The sequence below is a fragment of the Mucilaginibacter sp. A5337 genome (assembly GCF_059690695.1).
In genome coordinates, this window is the sequence record NZ_JCAWEC010000002.1 from 95,563 (window position 1) to 113,426 (window position 17,864).

Consider the following 17,864-nt stretch of genomic DNA (forward strand, 5'->3'; position numbering starts at 1 on the left):
ATGAAAAAGCAAATACTTTTTATACTGCTTGCAGGCGCCATGTTATTTGGATGTAAGAAAGATGCTAAGTTTTTTTACAACTCAAGCAATAATATTTACCTCAATTATCCCAACAGGGATACGCTTACCTACTCGTTTGCGTATGCCCCAACCCTTATAAAAGATACCGTTTGGGTACCGGTAATTGTTTCGGGTAAACGTAGCCAGCAAGCCCGCAGTTTTAGCCTTGGTGTGGTGGCTTCGGCTACTACTGCTGCAACACCCTTGCATTATGAGGCGTTAAAAAACTCTTACACAATGCCGGCCGATTCGGGTGTGGTGCATATTCCGGTTATTATTTATAACAATGACGCCGCTCTTGAAAATAAATCGGTGCTGTTAACTATACGGGTTTCAGGTACCGGTGATTTTACCAATAATATGCCCGATAGCTTGCGGACCAAAACTATACTTTTCTCCAATCGCCTCGAAAAACCATTTTGGTGGAACTCATGGGTAGGGGAAGTAAAGGAGTATAGCCGAACCAAGCATCAACTCTTTTTAATTACATCAGGTACCCGGGATTTGATCGATTATCTTGACTACGGCGATCCTAATTTCCAGATTCCGCGCTGCCTGTATTATATAGAAAATACACGGACATTTTTAAGGGACCCGATAAGCTGGGTGCACGATCATCCCGAAAAAGGTTACGCTATAACGTTAAAAGCTGGTACTAACGATTACGAGTTTTATTATATCAATTCGCCAACCAAGCGATTCCTGTACAAGTATTTTCCTGAAGTAAATAAGTCCTTTTTTGTTGATAGCGAAACAGGAGCGAAAATCACGATGGAGTAATTTATAAAACGGAATATCATGAAATTTAATCATATAACTATTTGTGTATTTTTTATCCTGGCCTTTTGTTCATGTAAAAAGGACCTCGGTAACTATAATTATTCGCCACCTACCGAGCCTATTGTCGTTAACCTGCAAAATGCCACGGTTGATGCTACCATCGGCGATACTTTAGTGTTGCAGCCTTATATCAGCTTTAAAGATGCAAATCCGGCCAAAGACCTTGATTTTGCCTGGAGGATCACTATACAGGAAGAAGCCCGCACTGTTGATTATACAGGCTATCCGCTCAAAATTGTTTATAACCTGAGCCCCGGCGAACGAGCTGCCAGGCTTACCGTTACCGATAAGCGCAATGGCATCAAGTATTTTTATGATTTTAAGATATCAGGCAAAACGCAGTTTTCAAAGGGCCTGACGGTTTTGAGCGTGCAGGATGGTGTAACAAAATTATCCTTTGTGAAGGCCGATACTATCGGTGTTTTAGCCGACTTATATTTTGCGCTCCATCATGAAAACTTGCCAAATAACCCATTGCAATTGTTTGCAAGGCCGGTGTTTTATCAGGCAGGCACTGTGCAGGATTATTGGGTAATTTGTGCCGATAATACCAAAAGCAGCGTGATCATTGATGGCAGTACCATGATCAAAAAAAGGGATTTTCCTGAGCAGTTTTTTTCCCCGCCGCCTGTGTTGCAGCCCGAGGCTTTTGAGGCTTCCAAGGGTTGGGTATCGGGTGTAATTAATGACAAGCTGTACCTGAGCGTTACTTCCACAGCGCCCTTTGCCGAAGACTGGGGCAAGTTTGCCAACCCGGTTGCGGGTAATTATGAGCTGTCGCCATATTTTTCAAACACCAGCAATTTCTTTTTTGGATATGATAAAAAGCGGTCGGCCTTTGTATCATTCAGCAGTGTAGGTACTTATCTGGATACAGTGTATACCGTTAGCGGAAATGCTTTCAACCCCCAAAAAATAGGAATGAAGGAGCTGCTGTTTATGAAGCCGGTATCGGGCCGCAACTATGCTTTCTTTAAAAGTAACGACGGGCAGATCTACGAATTTTCATTCAACGTTGACATGGACGACTATTCCAATACCCGTATAATTACTGCCGATGATAAGCGAATTTTCAAAGGAGCCTCATTAATAAACGCCGATACCAAATGGCAACGATCATACCTTGATGTATTTTACTTTACATCCAACGACAAAATCTACAGGTATAATCCTATAAACCAGGATCTGCGCCCGCTTGATGCAAGTTTTGGAGGCAAAAAGGTTACCATGCTCAAGCTTGATGATCATGATAACAAACTTATTGTTGGGGTTGATGGTGCCCTGATGTTTCTGGATATCAGTGTTGGTGTTAACGGAACTATCAAGCGAACGGTTACCGGCATACCGGGAGCCCCGGTTGACGAAGTGTCTAAGAATTAACCATTTATTAAAATCGATATGAAATTGATAAGGATCACAACATTCTTAATAGGCCTGCTCATGGCTTTATTAACCATTGCATCGTGCAAAAAAACAAAGAATACGGTTAAGGAAGAGGTTGACCCACCCGGTGCGCCGGCTAAAACCTGGCAGGAGCACTGGGGCCTCCATCACCAGTTGCTAAAGCGCGTTTATTATGATGATAATGTGGCTATTTATTATGATAACAACATGGATCCGTCGGTAACGTGGACATTTAAAGCCATGTCCGATTCCTGGGCTTATGTAAAAAAGAACTATGGCGATTTTGGAAAGGACCCGCGTTTGTACTGCGTGTTTCACGCAACGGTAGATACTACCGGTGAGCTTGGAGGCGGTCACCCGGCTTCATGGCGCGATTCAACGCATGATTACCACAACACTATTGATTGTGGCCTGGGCAGCTGGACATATCCTACCGGCGAACAGATTGGTATGCCTATTCACGAGATAGGGCATATTGTGGCTAATGCGTCGTGGGGCCATGCGCATGAAGATCAGAATATCTGGCATGATAGCAAGTTTGCAGAGATTTTCATTTATGACGTGCTCATGAACATTGGCAGGCAGGATGAGGCTTCGAGAGAATATTACGAGCTTAGAGATGCAAGAGAGAGTTTCCCGAATCCCGAGTCGAACTGGTTTACGGGTTGGTTTTATCCTATTTGGTATAATTATGGTAAAGGGCCAACTATCAGCAAATATTTTCAGCTTTATGCCAAATATGTTCCTTCAAACCGCGACCTCAACTGGGGCGAATGGATTCATTTCTGGAGTGGTGCTGCCGGAGTAAATCTCAAAAATCAGGCTACAACAGCTTTTGGCTGGAGCGATGAATGGGAAGCAGAATTTAATCAGGCCCGGATAGATTTTCCTGATATTAAATACAAAAACTAAAAGCCTTTTGCAGACCGGGCGGCGCCTTTTTTGCGATTAGGGGTGCCGTACCCGGTTCTGCATATACACATGGACTAAAAATAATAATGAAAAAAAGTATATCAATTAAGCTCCTTATAGGGAGTATCATCATTGCCTCGTTTTCCTTTTATTATGGAAAATGTTTAAGTATTAACGAATTAAATTCAAAACATAAGCAGGGGCTTCCGCCCGCCACCTGGCATGAACACTGGTTTGAACATAACCAAACGGTATCGTTGGTTTATCAGGATGAAAATGTAGCGGTTTATTATGATCAGGGTATGGATAAGTCTGTTACCTGGCCATACAAAAGCATGTCGGCAGCCTGGGCTTATGTTAAAAGCACTTACGGCAAATTTGGCGATTCAACAAGGTTATATACGGTTTTTCACCAGGGTATTTATGGCGGCGGGCACCCTTCGCCTTATTTTGACGACAGCCACGATTATCGTAACACTATCGACTGTGGCCTGGGAAATTGGGAAAAGCCAATTGGTGAGCAAATTGATATGCCTGTACACGAAATGGGGCATATTGTAAGCGGCGCAAGTCATGATGTAAAAGGTTCGCCATCGGATGTGCTTTGGGGCGATAGCAAATTCATGGAGATCTTTAATTATGATGTGATGCTGCACATTGGCAGGCAGGATGAAGCCGAAAGGATCTATCAGCAAATGCAAACCCAGTATGATGATTTTCCGCGTGCAAAAACGCAGTGGTTTAAAAATTGGTTTTACCCCATTTATATGGACTATGGTAAGGCAGCAGTGCTTAACAAATACTTTGCCTTACTCGCGGCAAACTTTCCGCAAAAATCAAACCCGCACGGACGCGAATATACCCGCGACATGAACTGGGGCGAATTTGTGCATTTCTGGAGCGGGGCTGCAGGTGTAAACCTTAAGCAAAGGGCTACCCAAACTTTTGGATGGACCGATGAATGGGAATCTCAGTTTAAACAGGCACAGAAAGATTTTCCGAAAGTAAGGTATCAGTAAAACGTATCGATCACAATTAAAACCTCATAGTAATGAAATTAAAATTAGCTACACTGGCCGCTTTGTTGCCACTGGCGGCATCCGCTCAGAAAGCCAACTTCAGTATTACCGGCCATGTCGGTAAGCTGGATAAACCTGCCAAAGCCTATATCGACTATATGGATAATGGCACCAGCCACGAAGATTCGTGCGTGGTGGTAAACGGTACATTCAAATTTACAGGAAATGTATCAGGTATAACTACCAGCCGCATGGCATTTGATCATACAGGTCAGGGTAAGCAACATGCTATTTATGCCCCGAATGCCGATGTGGTTTACATTTATTTCGGTAAGGAGAATATGGTATATACCTCGGCCGATTCATTAGTAAACGCCAAAGTTACCGGCTCAAAAGTGTATGATGAGTTTCAGGCTTACAACAAACAAATCGGCGGTACCATAATGGATTTAACTAAAGCCGTTAATGCCGAATTTTCACGTGCTACGCCTGAGCAGCAAAAGGATACCGCTTTTGTAAAAGCTATTGACGCGCGTTATCGCAAAAGCATTGCCGATAGAAATGAAAAGCAATTTCTCTTTGCCAAAAATAATCCCAACTCATATTTCGGCTTAGTTGGCTTGTCTGAGTCGGCGGGTATCAAGGTTGATGTTGATAAGGTTGGCCCTGTGTTTAAAGCGCTTAACGCCGCATTGCGCGGCACCGATGTTGGTAAGGAGCTTGAGCAACGCATTCAGGCTGCAGGTATCACCGCTATTGGGAAGCAAGCTCCTGCTTTCACTCAAAATGACGTGAGTGGAAAGCCGGTTTCCCTGAGCGATTTAAAAGGCAAATATGTTTTGGTTGAGTTTTGGGCAAGCTGGTGTGCTCCCTGCCGCGCAGGTAATCCTAACCTGAAAAAGCAATACGAACTTTATAAGGACAAGGGTTTCGAGATCATCTCTGTTTCGCTTGATAATGTAAAGGAAAAATGGGTTGACGCTATTGCCAAAGATGGTTTGCCATGGATCCAGGTTTCTGATTTAAAAGGCTGGAACAATGCTGTTGGCCGTTTATATGGTGTAAGGGCGGTACCGCAAAGTTTTTTGCTTGACAAAGACGGTAAGATCATCGGCAATACCCTGCGCGATGAATCCCTGAATACCAAACTTGCCGAACTTTTTAATTAAACAGATATGAAAAAGGTCACATTGACTTTGCTGCTTTGCGTTATGTTTAGCGCGGTCACTTTTGGTAATGTCATAAAACATGGAGCGGGTAAAATAGCGCTCCACGTTTTATATGTAGGTTATGATCCGGCCAAACCCAAGCCTGATCATATTACATACTACAGCACAGCCGCAGGTGCGGTAGATGAAGCCTGGAAAACCCGCATGGCCGATTTTAAAGCATTTTTAGAAACACGTTTTGAGAAAGTTGACGTAGTGGATGCGAGAGATTACGATGCCTCAATGTCTGCTAATGTTGATGTAACCATTGCCGATGCAGGCCCTATAAAATTACCTGCCAGTTTTGACCGGCCTATTATTTTGATGCATCAGCTTGCTCCTGATATGGGTATGCCGATAGGCCTTAAGTTTGATTGGTATTGCCAGTGTTTGGAAAACGATGCGCTGAACATCAAAACCACTCACGCCATATTTAATACACCTATAAAAGTGAAGTTAACACTGGTTAACAGGCCTACGCCGGGTTCTTTTTTTAATGGTTTTCAGGGTGCAACCACGCCCAAAGAATTGCCTATGTGGAAGGTGATCAAAAATGATCCCACAGCTAAGGATAAATACATTATTGGCATGGTGGCGCATGGCGAGGGGTTTAATGATTCGCCGGATGCCGAAGCCATAAGTGGCGGTGTTTGTTTAAAAAATGCCGAAGCAGTTGCGTTAGGCAGGCATGGGAACTATTTTATGTGGGGATTTTCTGCTTCGCCCAATCACATGACTGATGAGGCAAAGGATGTATTTGTGAACACCGTTTGCTACATCAAAAAGTTTGATCACCGGGCACCTATCATGAAAAAAGTGCAAATAGAGAATCGTGAGTGGATAAATGAAATGATTTACCGTAGTGATAAAGCTTTATACAAAAAAACGCTGATAGCCCGGAAAGAAGGCAACGCCCGCCTGCTTAAAATGCAGCAGGAGCTTAAAGACCGTAAAGCCAAAGGCGAGGATATTGGTAAAGGTAACGAAGCGTTTCTAAAGATGCCCGTATCCGACGACGTACAAAGCTTTGACGATTACCTTAAAAGCTGGACCGGCAGCGCCATGTATGATATGTTTGGTACCAACGTAGAGGCTTATCATAAGTATTATCGGGAAAACCTTGAATATTTTTATCCAGTTGATGCTTATTCGTTGCAGGTTGATGAGGACGCAAAAAAGCTGGGAATCTCTAACCGTAAAATTGAGTTGCTTGAAAAATGTATCAGTATGCTTGAGAAAGGGGAGGAGCCTGCCCTGGCCCAAAGGGTATTGGAAAGATATACTACCGAAAAATTCACATCAGCTCAGGAATGGCGTACATGGTTAACCAAAAACAAATCCAACCTTTATTATACCGAAGCCGGCGGTTTCAAATTTATGGTGAATACCTACAAAACAGAAACATCGGCAATCGCACCCGCACCAACCGGCGACATTAAAACTGTAAACGCGGTAACAGTACCAACTCGTGCAGATCCGGTGATAGTGAGCGCCACCCTGGTTGACGATGCAAACGGGAAAAAACAAGTAGTTGTTAAAGCCGATATTTTACAAGGCTGGCATATTTATGCGTATGTACCTAAAGATAGCCCTTTTATTACCGCGCAGCCCACTATCGAGCTGCCTAAAGGCATAACGAGCAGCGAGTGGCAGGCATCGGCCGGGGTACCATTTACCGGAGGTGAAGGCATGTTTGTTTGGGAAGATAAGGCAACATTTAAAACGGAAATAAATGCAGCCTCGCTAAAGCCCGGCATGGTAATTAAATGTGGGCTTTACTACCAGGTTTGTGATAACAACAAATGTTTCCCGCCAAAAAGAAAAATAATTGAAATACAGGTTTTATAATCCAGCCAAATGAAAATAAATTTTAAAAGGTTGTTGTTGGTAACACCGGTAGCAATTGCGCTAAGTACCGGATGGAAGGCAGACGGAAAGGCTTTATCATCCCAAAAACAGGATACAGTTGCCTCAGGTCAAAACTTAATGATTGGAAAACCGTTGCCGGTTTTTGAGTTACAAACTGCCGATGGGAAATTCATCAAATTGTCATCGGTTAAGGGCAAAGTGGTACTGGTTGATTTTTGGGCTTCGTGGTGTATGCCATGCAGGGCGGCTATCCCGCACCTTAAAGCGTTATATAAACAATACCACGCTAAAGGATTTGAGATAGTTAGCATTTCAATCGACCAGAATAGTAAGGCCTGGAAAAATGCGATGCTTAAAGAAGCAATGCCATGGGAGCAGGGAATAGATAAATACGAGGACGGTAAAGATGCATCAGTGATGATGAATGCTTTAGATATCCAGTCGGTGCCGTTTGCAGTTGTGGTGGATGCTGAGGGTAATGTGGTTTTAATAAACCCAACCGCTTCTGATATCGATATACAGCTTAAAAAAATTTTTAACAGTTAAAAAATTATAAAAGGATAGCATTGGCTATCATAAAGAGAGTCCCGGTAGGACGTTTTCCATCAGTTTAATTAGTTTAATTTCCGGAGAGCCGGTTTTAATACCGGCTCTTTTTTAAATTAGCGCTGAATCCTAACCCGATCAACAAAATATGAAAAACATAAAAAGTACTATTTTATTGGCCAGCGTAAGCCTTGCGCTTAGCTGGTCGTTTCAGGCTGCGCCAACATGGGCGCAGGTAAGCCAGCCTAAAACCACAAAGGCAGCAGTCGAAAAGAATTTACCGCTTGACCCTGCCGTTCGCACAGGTAAACTGCCAAACGGATTTACTTATTATATCCGCCATAACGAAGAGCCCAAAAAACGCGTTACGTTTTACCTGGCCAACAAAATTGGTTCGGTATTGGAAGATGACAGCCAGCGTGGCCTTGCGCATTTTATGGAGCACATGAGCTTTAACGGAACCAAACATTTTCCTAAAAATGAATTGGTGAGTTATCTGCAAAAATCCGGTGTACGTTTTGGCGCCGATTTGAATGCTTATACTTCATTTGATGAAACGGTGTATCAGTTGCCAATCCCGTCAGATAATCCGGAAGTTCTGAAGAATGGCATTCAGATCATGCGCGACTGGGCACAGGACGCTACTTTAGACCCGACTGAGATTGATAAAGAGCGCGGTGTTGTATTGGAAGAAAAGCGCTTGGGTAAAGGTGCGCAGGAGCGGATGCAAAGGGCCTACCTGCCGGTGATCCTGAACCACTCGCGTTATTCGTTACGCCTGCCTATTGGTACCGATGAAGTACTGAACAACTTTAAGCCTGAAACCATCAAACGTTTTTATCATGACTGGTACCGCCCGGATCTTCAGGCTTTGATCGTAGTGGGGGACATTGATGTGAACGAGATGGAGAAAATCGTTAAGGCTAAGTTTAGCGACCTTAAGAAGCCTGCCGTGGAAAAGCCGCGCACCAAATATACAGTACCATTAACAGGACAAAATCAGTTCATTGCCATTACTGATAAGGAAATGACGGTAACTGTGGCCCAGGTGTTCATGAAACAACCGGCGCTTGATCTGCATACCGCTTCTCAATACCGTCAAAGTATTATCCGTGGTTTATTCAACAGGATGTCGGGTGCCCGTTATGCCGAAATTATGCGCCAGGCTAATCCGCCATACTTACAAGGTGGCGCCGACCTGAGCGGCTTTTTAGGTGGATTAGATACCTACAGCGTATATGCCGTAGCCAAGCCCGGAGAGCTTGAAAAAGGTTTCAAAACCGCATGGCGCGAAACAGAAAGGATCAAACGGTTTGGTTTTACTCAAACCGAGCTTGACCGTGCCAAACAAAGTTTCCTGAGCGATATGGAAGCTGCTTTGAAGGAAAAGAATAAAACCAACTCCGATAGTTATGTGAACGAGTATCTGCAATACTTTTTAAAAGGAACCGCCGCGCCTGGTATAAGCTACGAGTATGACCTGGTAAAAAATGACTTGCCGGGTATAGCGCTTAGCGAAGTGAATGCCATTACCAAAACATCCATCAAAAACACTAACCGCGATGTGATGTTACTTGCCCCCGAAAAGGATAAGGCTACTCTGCCTGCCGAAGCGGTGGTTAATACCTGGATAAAAGATGTTGAGGCAGAAGACCTGAAACCTTACAATGATGAGGTAAGCAAACAGCCATTGCTGGCCAACGCACCTGCAGCCGGTAAAATCACTGCCGAAACTAAGGATGCTGCTTTAGGTACAACCACGTTAACTTTAAGTAACGGCATCAAAGTTGTACTTAAACCTACCGATTTTAAGGATAACGAAATTGTATTCAGCGCTTCGGCACCGGGTGGTACATCGCTTTATAGCGATGCTGATTTTGAGTCGGCTAAAAACGCGTCGGGTATGGTGGAATCATTTGGCGTAGGTAACTATAACCCTACACAATTGGAAAAATACCTTTCAGGCAAGCAGTTAAGTGTTAGCCCGTACATTAGCGAGCGTACACAGGGCGTTAGTGGTAGTTCGACGCCAAAAGACCTGGAAACGGCTTTTGAGCTTATTTATGGCTATTTAACCGAGCCACGTAAAGATGCCGATTTATTCCAGGGGATTATTACCAGTTCAAAAGCAGGACTTGCCAACAGGCTGAATGATCCTAATGCCGTGTTCCAGGATACCTTAAGCGCGGTGTTGGGTAACCATAACGTTCGCCGTACCGGCCCGAGCATTGCCAAGATAGATCAGATCAGCCTTGATCGTGAGTATGCTATTTATAAAGAGCGCTTTGCCGATGCATCGGGCATGACCTTCACTTTTGTTGGTAATATAGACATCGAAAAAATTAAACCGCTGCTTGAAAAATACATAGCCTCGTTACCGGCCAAAAACCTGGGCGAACAGGCTAAAGATTTAGGTATCCACATCCCCGAAGGGCAGATAGCTAAAAACGTATATAAAGGTTCGGAGCCAAAAGCCACGGTTGATTTGATCTGGTCGGGCCCGTTTGAATACAGCGCTGCCGAAAAGATTCAGCTGGATGCTTTGAAGGAGTGTTTAGAGATCAGGTTGATTGAACGTTTAAGGGAAGATGAAAGTGGTGTTTATTCACCGGGTGCATTTGCCAATAATAGTAAGTTCCCAACCCAACGCTATTCTATATTCGTTTACTTTGGTTGCGATCCTAAAAATGCTGATAAACTGGTTGCTTCAACCCTTGATGAGATCAACAAGATCAAAACCAACGGCCCTGCGCAGGTAAATATCGACAAATGGCGCGCCGAAAGCATCCGCAGCCGCGAAACAGCTGTACGCACTAACGGCTTTTGGCTGGGTTATATCGGCGGGCAGATCAATGATAAAGAAGACCTGCACCAATTGGATACCTATACCAAGGATCTGAACAATGTAACTGTGGAAAGCGTGAAAGCTACCGCCCAAAAATACCTAAGTGGTAAAAACTATATCCGCATGCAATTGCTTCCTGAAGCGGCTGCCGCTAAGTGATTAGTTGCCGGTAAATAAGGTTTAAAAGCAATCGCCCCTCATTCGTTATTAATGAGGGGCGATTTGCTTTTTGATGCCCTGTTTAGGGCTGGGTAACCTAATACTGTTGTAAAATGTAGGAGACGCATGTGATGCGTCTCTACCTAAAAACTCCTCAAACAAAATTTAAACAGTTTCTTTTATCATATAAAAACTGGCAACGTCCTTATTCATCAAACAGATAACCGCTATATGCCAAGCCTGTAGCTACGCTCCTGAAATTGTCGCTGGAGTTGAGTTTGATATGTGGAAACCGGTTTTTAAATAGTTTTTGAATACTTCCTACCATAGATGTACCGCCTGTTAAGAAAAGGCTGTCGATGTTGCCTGGTTCAATGCTGTTTTGCAACATAAATTCGTCCAGATAGCTGGCAATCCGGCTTACATCTTTAGCTATGATCTGTTCATAATCGGTAAGGGCTATTTCTTCATCAATACTGATATCCATTTTCTGATAGCTAAACACGGCGCTGTCGGCGGTTGTAAGTTGTATTTTTGTTGCTTCGATGGATTGAAATACCGAATATCCCAGATTGTTTTCGATAAGGGTGATCAGGTTTTTGAATTGTGGATCATTACCCGAAAAGTAAAAGTAGTCTTCAATATCCCGCTGAATACGCTGGCTGTTAAAGAAATTCATTTGCTCCCAGGAGCAAATATTGGCGAAAAGCGATTTGGGTACAGTTAGTACTTTACCCGGAGTAGCTTCATAGGTGGTGTTTTTACCAAAATAGGGGGTGCCTTTATCCCACATAAAAGCCGAATCAAAACTATCTCCACCAATGTAAATACCTCCGTTGGCGAGGATATCGTTCTTTCTGTCTTTCATTCCGGCCTTTTCAGGGTCCAGTACCAGGTATGTAAAATCGGTAGTTCCTCCACCCAAATCGGCTACCAGTACATTTTCCTTTCCTGAAAGGCTTTTCTCGTATGCAAAAGCCGCCCCGATAGGCTCAAACTGAAAACGAATGTTTTCAAAACCGGCAAGATCCGCTGCCTTAGTAAGGCGTGTTTGCGCTAAGGCATCTTTTTTAACATCATCATCGTCAAAAAAAACAGGCCTGCCAATAACTGCTTTCCTGCAATCTTCACCGATGATCTGGTCGGCACGTTCCTTCAGTTCTTTTAAGATGATCGCTACAAGCTCCGAAGCATTATATTTTTTGTTTTGGATCCGGGTTTCTATAAAACTGCTTCTCGGCAAAATTTGTTTAACAGATTTGATAAATCGTCCTTTCATATCATCCGCGAGATAAGCGGAGATGGCGGCTTCGCCTACTACGTAATTAGGCTTGTTTCCCGCGCCCGGCTGCTGGTAAAAATAAATGAGTGAAGGAATGATAATTGTACTGTGTATCTCGTTTGTTTCTTCGTTGTAAATAACCAATGCTGAGTTGGTTGTTCCAAAATCAATGCCGTATAAAAACTTGTTCATTGCAGGTGAAGTAATGCGCTAAAAAATGCGGGCGGCGAATGTATGAAAAACGAATTAGGTAGACAAATTATAAGGCGATAAATATCCAGGGGCTGTGTTATATCTTTTGAATACAAATAGTTAAAAAATAAAAGTGTATAAAGGCCTTAATAAAATGCCTGATTTGTATATAAGAAAGTCGGATTATGTTAATGAAAAGTTAAAATACTATTTTAGATTTGAATCCCGGTGCGCTTTTTTGCCCCAATAACCAATTTTAAATTTAGTTTCAGCATGAACAATTGGAAAACATTAACCGATGAAGAGTTGGTTGAGCGGTTAAATTTTTCTGACCATGCAGCATTTACGGAAATTTTTTACCGTTATCACGGGGCTTTATACTCATTTGCGCTAAAAAGGTGCCGCGAAGCAGAAATAGCAGAGGAACTGGTGCAGGACCTGTTTGTGAATTTATGGATTAAGCGAGGAGGGTTGTTTATAAAGTCGACATTGAGTGGCTATTTGTATGTCGCATTGCGAAACTTAGTATTGAATCACATCCATAAGCAGTTACTTCACGAGAGGGCTACTGAAGTTTTACGTTTAGCGACGCCTGTTTTACAAACCGCCCCGGAGGAAATCCTGATCGTTAAAGAAATAGGGCAGGAAGTTGACCGGAACCTTCATTTGCTCCCCGAAAAATGCAGGACGGTTTATGAACTCAGCCGGAAGCACTACAAATCAAACAAGCAAATAGCGGCCGAATTGGGTATTACAGAGAAAACGGTAGAAAATCATATGAACCGGGCGCTTCGATTTTTGCGATTATCTCTCCATCAATTGTTTACAATTGCTATTATATACACTTTACTCTATCTGAAAACTTTTTTTAAATAAAAATCAAATTCTTTTGGGTGTTACCTGAGTTTTAACTGTCTTAGTTATTAAAAGGACAATATTAACACCATGCACCCTATTTCACCGGAACTGATTGAAAAATACCTTGCAGGGAAATGTAATGCTGACGAAGAGGCGACGGTACTTAACTGGTTTAACGCACCTGAAAATGAACCGGACGCTTATGAGCAGCTTTCGCCGGAGGCAAAACAGGCATTAGAGGACCGGTTGATGTCAGGAATACGCGAAAAGATACGCCTGTCCGAACCTCCTATAAAAAAGTTTAATTATTACCGGGCTGGAGCAATAGCAGCCAGTATTTTGATTTTTATTACAATTGGCCTTTTATGGAACAAACAACCGGCAGCAAATCAATCAAAAGTTGGGAGTGACAATATCAGGATAGTAAATACAGGGCAAAACATAAAAAAAGTAGCGCTGCCCGATGGCAGTACGGCCTGGCTTAGCCCGGGCACAATAGTTACGTACGACCATGCATTTAATCGTCAGTTCCGGACTGTTTCGCTTACCGGCGAATCTTTTTTTGACGTGAAGAAAGATCATGCACATCCTTTTATTGTACGCACAGCACATATGTCGACTAAAGTATGGGGAACCAGCTTTAGTGTAAAAGATAATGAACATGCGCTTCGTGCCGAAGTGGCTGTAGTTACCGGGAAGGTATCTGTTGCAATAGCTGATCGGGATAAAAATAACATGGATGTTATGCTTCATCCTCAGGAAAAAGCAGTTTGGCAGGTAACAGCAAAGAAGACTGATACACTTAAAGTTAGCCTTGTAGAAAAGCACTCCGCTTTAAAAATCTGGGAAAAAACAAGCCTGTCTTTTAACGGTGTGACCCTTAGGGATGCAGTCCGGGTACTTCAACAGCAATTTGATGTGATAATTATGCTGCCTGAAGGAGACCATGATCTTGCAGAAGCCAAATTACAGGCTGATTTTAGTAATCAAAGTCTGCCCGAAATAATGGAAGTACTTGAAAAACTCCTCAACGTTAGCTATGTAACCGATGGGAAGAAGTTTGTGTTACAAAGAGCCTTAACAACCAATTAACCAATTATTATTAACCCTAAAGTTAAATTATGAAGAAAGATTAACCTCAGCAAACACCACTTATGTATAATGAAGAAAGCGTGTCGTGACCACGCTTTCTTCGGGCCCCGGCCGTGTAGCATTACACACCTTTCGTAGAGGTGCGGGGGCGTTTTTGTCTCATTTTTTTACCAAATAAAACACACTAATGTATGAATATTAATTTACTAATATCGATCAACTGGTATAAAATTATGAAGTTATCCTGTTGCCAGATCTTGTTGGCCATCATATTTGCGGGTGTATCAGTAGCCGGCACCACGCGTGCGCAGGGCGCCCTGGCCCGCCAGGTTGATATCACCGCAGTAGATATGGATATGAAGTCTTTTCTTAATATGCTCTCTAAAAAAGCGGGCGTTAAGTTTGTCTATTTCAAAGAAACCTTAAACAATCAAAAAAAGGTTACTACTGCGGGAGGGCAGAAAGATTTAAAAACGATATTGGAGCAGGTTTTTCTTGCTAATGGTATTGGCTTTGAAGTCGTTAACAATCAAATCATCCTGACCAAACTCCGAACCACCGCCGATACCGGTTCTGAAAATAGTGAAAATAAAAGCGATGACCCGGAGGTAATGCAAGTGAAGGTTACCGGACAGGTTACCGATGATAAGGGAGCAGCATTGCCGGGGGTTACCATTAAGATAAAGGGAACTACTGTTGCCGTAGCAACCGATAGCCAGGGTAATTATACCATAAATGCGCCCGATTATAATGCGACGCTAATTGTTAGTTATTTAGGCTATGTAACCCGTGAGGTAGCGATAAATGGTCAAAAAGTTGTCAATATTCAATTGCAGGAAGATAACAAGGCCCTCAACGAGGTTGTTGTTGTTGGTTACAGCACACAAAGCAGGCATAAATTAACCAGTGCTGTAGTTACGGTTTCGGGCGATGAGCTTAATAAAAGAGTAGCTACTTCACCTACGGCTTTGCTGCAGGGTAAGTTACCGGGTTTACAGGTTGTTCAAGGTTCCGGAGAGCCCGGAAATGAAAATGTTCAGTTAACAATCAGGGGCGTTGGTACATTCAGCGGGGCTGGGTCAAATCCATTGATCATTGTTGATGGCCTTCCGGGGAGCCTTGATGTATTGAATGCCAACGATATCGAATCGATATCTGTATTAAAGGATGCTTCTTCGGCCGCAATTTACGGTTCGCGCGGTGCTAACGGCGTAATTGTAGTAAAAACCAAAAGAGGTAAGGCCGGTAGCCTGGCTATCCAGTATACATACAATCTGGGTATTTCCAAAGCTACTAAGCTCCCGGACATAGTCACTAATTCGGCAACGTATATGCAGTTGTCAAATGAGGCGCGGACAAACTCTTCGCTTGCGCCTTTGTATACCCAGGATCAAATAAATCTGTATCAAAACGCAACCGACAGGGTAAAGTACCCTAATCATAACTGGTTGAATGATATATTTCGCACGGCTTATACGCAAAACCACTACCTGAACATGAGCGGGGGCAAAGATAGCACAACGTATAGTGTTGGCGTGGGCATCACCAACCAACCCGGTGTAATGCGGGGATTTGACTATTCAAAATACACGTTTTCATTGGGTTTAAGCTCAAAGCTAAATAAACGTATAACTTTTGGATCGGATATACAGATGCGGTACGGAAGAAAATTAACTCCCGAAAATGGTGCAAGCGACCAATTCCTCTCCGCACTGGCCCAATCACCTTTATATCCTGCCCAAAGTGCTGATGGCCGATGGATAAAAAAAGCTTACTCCAACGAGCAGGGTAATAAAAATCCAGCAGCTATCGTAGGCGAGGACATCAGAACCCGGGGCAACGATTATTATCTGCAAGGCAACCTATCCCTGGATATCGATCTTTTTAAAGGTTTGCGATGGGAAAATAAAGGAGGGTTTAACTATGGCTACTATAAATTCAATGATTTCAGGCCGGTAATTCCTACATATTATTATAGTGATATGTCTCCTGCGGGAAACCTTGATGATGGGGCGCCGGGTTTAAATGTGGGCAATTCAGACAATATTTATACGGTATATTATAGTCAGCTGACTTATAAAAAGAGCCTTGGACTACATAATTTTTCTGCATTCGCAGGTTATCAGCGGGAAAACAATAACGCCAGCAATTTAAACGCATCCCGTACCCAATATGTAACAAATTATCTGCGTGAACTGAATGCAGGCCCTTCAGACGGGCAAACCAATAATGGCACATCATCGGCATGGGCAATCAGCTCGTTTTACGGCAGTGCCAATTACGATTATGCAGATAAATATTTACTGGGCGCTAACATCAGATATGACGGAACATCCCGTTTGCCTTCAAACTCAAGGTATGGTACGTTTTATTCATTCTCTGGCGGCTGGCGAGTTTCTAAAGAGAATTTCCTGAAGGATGTTTTATGGTTAAATGACCTTAAAATCCGCGGTTCGTGGGGGCAGTTAGGTAATCAGAATATCGGAACTTATCCATATCAGTCAACTTTGTCCGGTGCTAATTATGCCTTCGGAAGTTCTGTTTCCTCAGGATTTGTCGCAAATACCCTGGTTGATCCGAGCCTGACCTGGGAAACTACCAGGGTGGCAGATATAGGCCTCGATATGACGATCTTCAATAACAAACTCGTTTTTTCGGCCGATTATTTCAATAAATATACTTTCGATATTTTGAGAAGCTCGCAAGTACCATTCTATATCGGACTAAACGCGCCTACAATCAATGACGGTGCGCTCCGTAATAAGGGTTTCGAGTTTGCTTTGCAATATAACGACCGCATTGGTAAGGATTTTACGTACACAGTGGGGGTAAATCTTCAAACCTATAAAAACAAGCTTGAAAGATACGGATCAAAGGATATCAGCGATCATACCATCAGGCAGGAAGGACATGAGCTGGATGCTTACTACATGTATGTTTGGGATGGAATATTCCAAAGTCAGCAGGAGATAGACAATTCACCTAAACAACCGGTTACACCTACACCAGGCGACCTGAAAATAAAAGATGTTAACGGCGACGGTAAAATAGATGCCAATGACAGGACTTATGTAGGCGGCAAATTCCCTTCTTATCAGTATTCGGCCAATATCGGTGCGGCTTATAAGGGCTTCGATTTCAGCGCTCAATTATACGGTTCACAGGGGCAAAAGGCTTATGTTAATGGCTGGGGTATTGAACCTTTCAGACAAGGTTCTGTGCCAACTACAGATTGGCTAAATCGTTGGACTCCAACCAACCACACCAATACAATGCCTAAGATATACGTTGCCGATGGTTATGCTGCCGTTCAAAATTATCCTTCTACATATTTCTTAAAAGATGCCTCGTTCGTTCGTCTTAAAAGTTTACAGTTGGGCTATAACTTCGCCTTGCCTGTGCTGAAAAAGGTGTCGATAAAATCATTGAGGGTTTTTGTGGCTGCCGATAACGTATTCACCATCAGCAAATACCCGGGCCTTGATCCTGAACGGGTAGGGGATGGAACCTATGTTACATATCCGCAAAACAGAACGATAACCTTTGGAGCTTCCATTAAACTTTAAATTTTATTAAAG

Annotated in this window: 12 protein-coding genes; 11 read left to right on the plus strand and 1 reads right to left on the minus strand. The window is 43.1% G+C overall.

Features of this window, described 5'->3' with window-relative positions; translation table 11 throughout:
* The 8 genes from AC59JO_RS05525 (at window position 1) to AC59JO_RS05560 (ending at window position 10,862) form a co-directional block, all read left to right on the plus strand.
* The gene (locus tag AC59JO_RS05525; RefSeq protein ID WP_497303949.1) at window positions 1-840 is read left to right on the plus strand and encodes a DUF4843 domain-containing protein; all 840 of its coding nucleotides are present in this window, start codon (window positions 1-3) and stop codon (window positions 838-840) included.
* A gap of 18 nt (window positions 841-858) precedes the next feature.
* A complete protein-coding gene (locus tag AC59JO_RS05530) occupies window positions 859-2,280 on the plus strand; it encodes a PKD-like family lipoprotein (protein ID WP_497303951.1) in 1,422 nt (473 codons plus the stop codon).
* An 18-nt stretch (window positions 2,281-2,298) separates the two neighbouring features.
* Window positions 2,299-3,216 carry a hypothetical protein gene (locus tag AC59JO_RS05535; RefSeq protein WP_497303953.1) on the plus strand — a complete coding sequence of 306 codons (918 nt, stop codon included), beginning with the start codon at window positions 2,299-2,301 and terminating at the stop codon, window positions 3,214-3,216.
* An 86-nt stretch (window positions 3,217-3,302) separates the two neighbouring features.
* Window positions 3,303-4,235, plus strand: a complete 933-nt coding sequence (locus AC59JO_RS05540; protein ID WP_497303955.1) for a hypothetical protein — start codon at window positions 3,303-3,305, stop codon at window positions 4,233-4,235.
* 32 nt (window positions 4,236-4,267) lie between these two features.
* Window positions 4,268-5,404: a redoxin family protein gene (locus AC59JO_RS05545; RefSeq protein WP_497303957.1), complete on the plus strand. Its 1,137-nt coding sequence runs from the start codon at window positions 4,268-4,270 to the stop codon at window positions 5,402-5,404.
* A gap of 6 nt (window positions 5,405-5,410) precedes the next feature.
* Entirely contained in the window at window positions 5,411-7,291 is a 1,881-nt protein-coding gene (locus tag AC59JO_RS05550; protein ID WP_497303959.1) for a protein-disulfide reductase DsbD domain-containing protein, read from the plus strand.
* A gap of 9 nt (window positions 7,292-7,300) precedes the next feature.
* Entirely contained in the window at window positions 7,301-7,858 is a 558-nt protein-coding gene (locus tag AC59JO_RS05555) for a TlpA family protein disulfide reductase (RefSeq protein ID WP_497303961.1), read from the plus strand.
* A gap of 148 nt (window positions 7,859-8,006) precedes the next feature.
* Window positions 8,007-10,862 (plus strand): M16 family metallopeptidase, encoded by a 2,856-nt coding sequence (locus tag AC59JO_RS05560; protein WP_497303963.1) that lies wholly within the window; start codon window positions 8,007-8,009, stop codon window positions 10,860-10,862.
* 205 nt (window positions 10,863-11,067) lie between these two features.
* Here AC59JO_RS05560 and AC59JO_RS05565 read toward each other — a convergent pair whose 3' ends face one another.
* Complete coding sequence (locus AC59JO_RS05565) at window positions 11,068-12,336, minus strand: Hsp70 family protein (RefSeq protein WP_413668380.1); 1,269 nt, start codon at window positions 12,334-12,336, stop codon at window positions 11,068-11,070.
* Between the two features lie 273 nt (window positions 12,337-12,609).
* Between AC59JO_RS05565 and AC59JO_RS05570 the strand changes: the two genes are divergently transcribed.
* The 3 genes from AC59JO_RS05570 (at window position 12,610) to AC59JO_RS05580 (ending at window position 17,852) form a co-directional block, all read left to right on the plus strand.
* Entirely contained in the window at window positions 12,610-13,212 is a 603-nt protein-coding gene (locus tag AC59JO_RS05570) for an RNA polymerase sigma-70 factor (protein WP_413668379.1), read from the plus strand.
* Between the two features lie 69 nt (window positions 13,213-13,281).
* A complete protein-coding gene (locus AC59JO_RS05575) occupies window positions 13,282-14,286 on the plus strand; it encodes a FecR family protein (RefSeq protein WP_497303966.1) in 1,005 nt (334 codons plus the stop codon).
* A gap of 233 nt (window positions 14,287-14,519) precedes the next feature.
* Window positions 14,520-17,852 carry a TonB-dependent receptor gene (locus AC59JO_RS05580; protein WP_497303968.1) on the plus strand — a complete coding sequence of 1,111 codons (3,333 nt, stop codon included), beginning with the start codon at window positions 14,520-14,522 and terminating at the stop codon, window positions 17,850-17,852.
* Window positions 17,853-17,864: the final 12 nt, after the last annotated feature.

Excerpts from the sequence above, each read along its gene's own strand:
- AC59JO_RS05530 (WP_497303951.1), top strand. The coding sequence starts at position 859 with ATGAAATTTAATCATATAACTATTTGTGTATTTTTTATCCTGGCCTTT.
- AC59JO_RS05535 (WP_497303953.1), top strand. The coding sequence starts at position 2,299 with ATGAAATTGATAAGGATCACAACATTCTTAATAGGCCTGCTCATGGCT.
- AC59JO_RS05575 (WP_497303966.1), top strand. The coding sequence starts at position 13,282 with ATGCACCCTATTTCACCGGAACTGATTGAAAAATACCTTGCAGGGAAA.
- AC59JO_RS05550 (WP_497303959.1), top strand. The coding sequence starts at position 5,411 with ATGAAAAAGGTCACATTGACTTTGCTGCTTTGCGTTATGTTTAGCGCG.
- AC59JO_RS05560 (WP_497303963.1), top strand. The coding sequence starts at position 8,007 with ATGAAAAACATAAAAAGTACTATTTTATTGGCCAGCGTAAGCCTTGCG.
- AC59JO_RS05525 (WP_497303949.1), top strand. The coding sequence starts at position 1 with ATGAAAAAGCAAATACTTTTTATACTGCTTGCAGGCGCCATGTTATTT.
- AC59JO_RS05570 (WP_413668379.1), top strand. The coding sequence starts at position 12,610 with ATGAACAATTGGAAAACATTAACCGATGAAGAGTTGGTTGAGCGGTTA.
- AC59JO_RS05540 (WP_497303955.1), top strand. The coding sequence starts at position 3,303 with ATGAAAAAAAGTATATCAATTAAGCTCCTTATAGGGAGTATCATCATT.
- AC59JO_RS05545 (WP_497303957.1), top strand. The coding sequence starts at position 4,268 with ATGAAATTAAAATTAGCTACACTGGCCGCTTTGTTGCCACTGGCGGCA.
- AC59JO_RS05580 (WP_497303968.1), top strand. The coding sequence starts at position 14,520 with ATGAAGTTATCCTGTTGCCAGATCTTGTTGGCCATCATATTTGCGGGT.
- AC59JO_RS05555 (WP_497303961.1), top strand. The coding sequence starts at position 7,301 with ATGAAAATAAATTTTAAAAGGTTGTTGTTGGTAACACCGGTAGCAATT.
- AC59JO_RS05565 (WP_413668380.1), bottom strand. The coding sequence starts at position 12,336 with ATGAACAAGTTTTTATACGGCATTGATTTTGGAACAACCAACTCAGCA.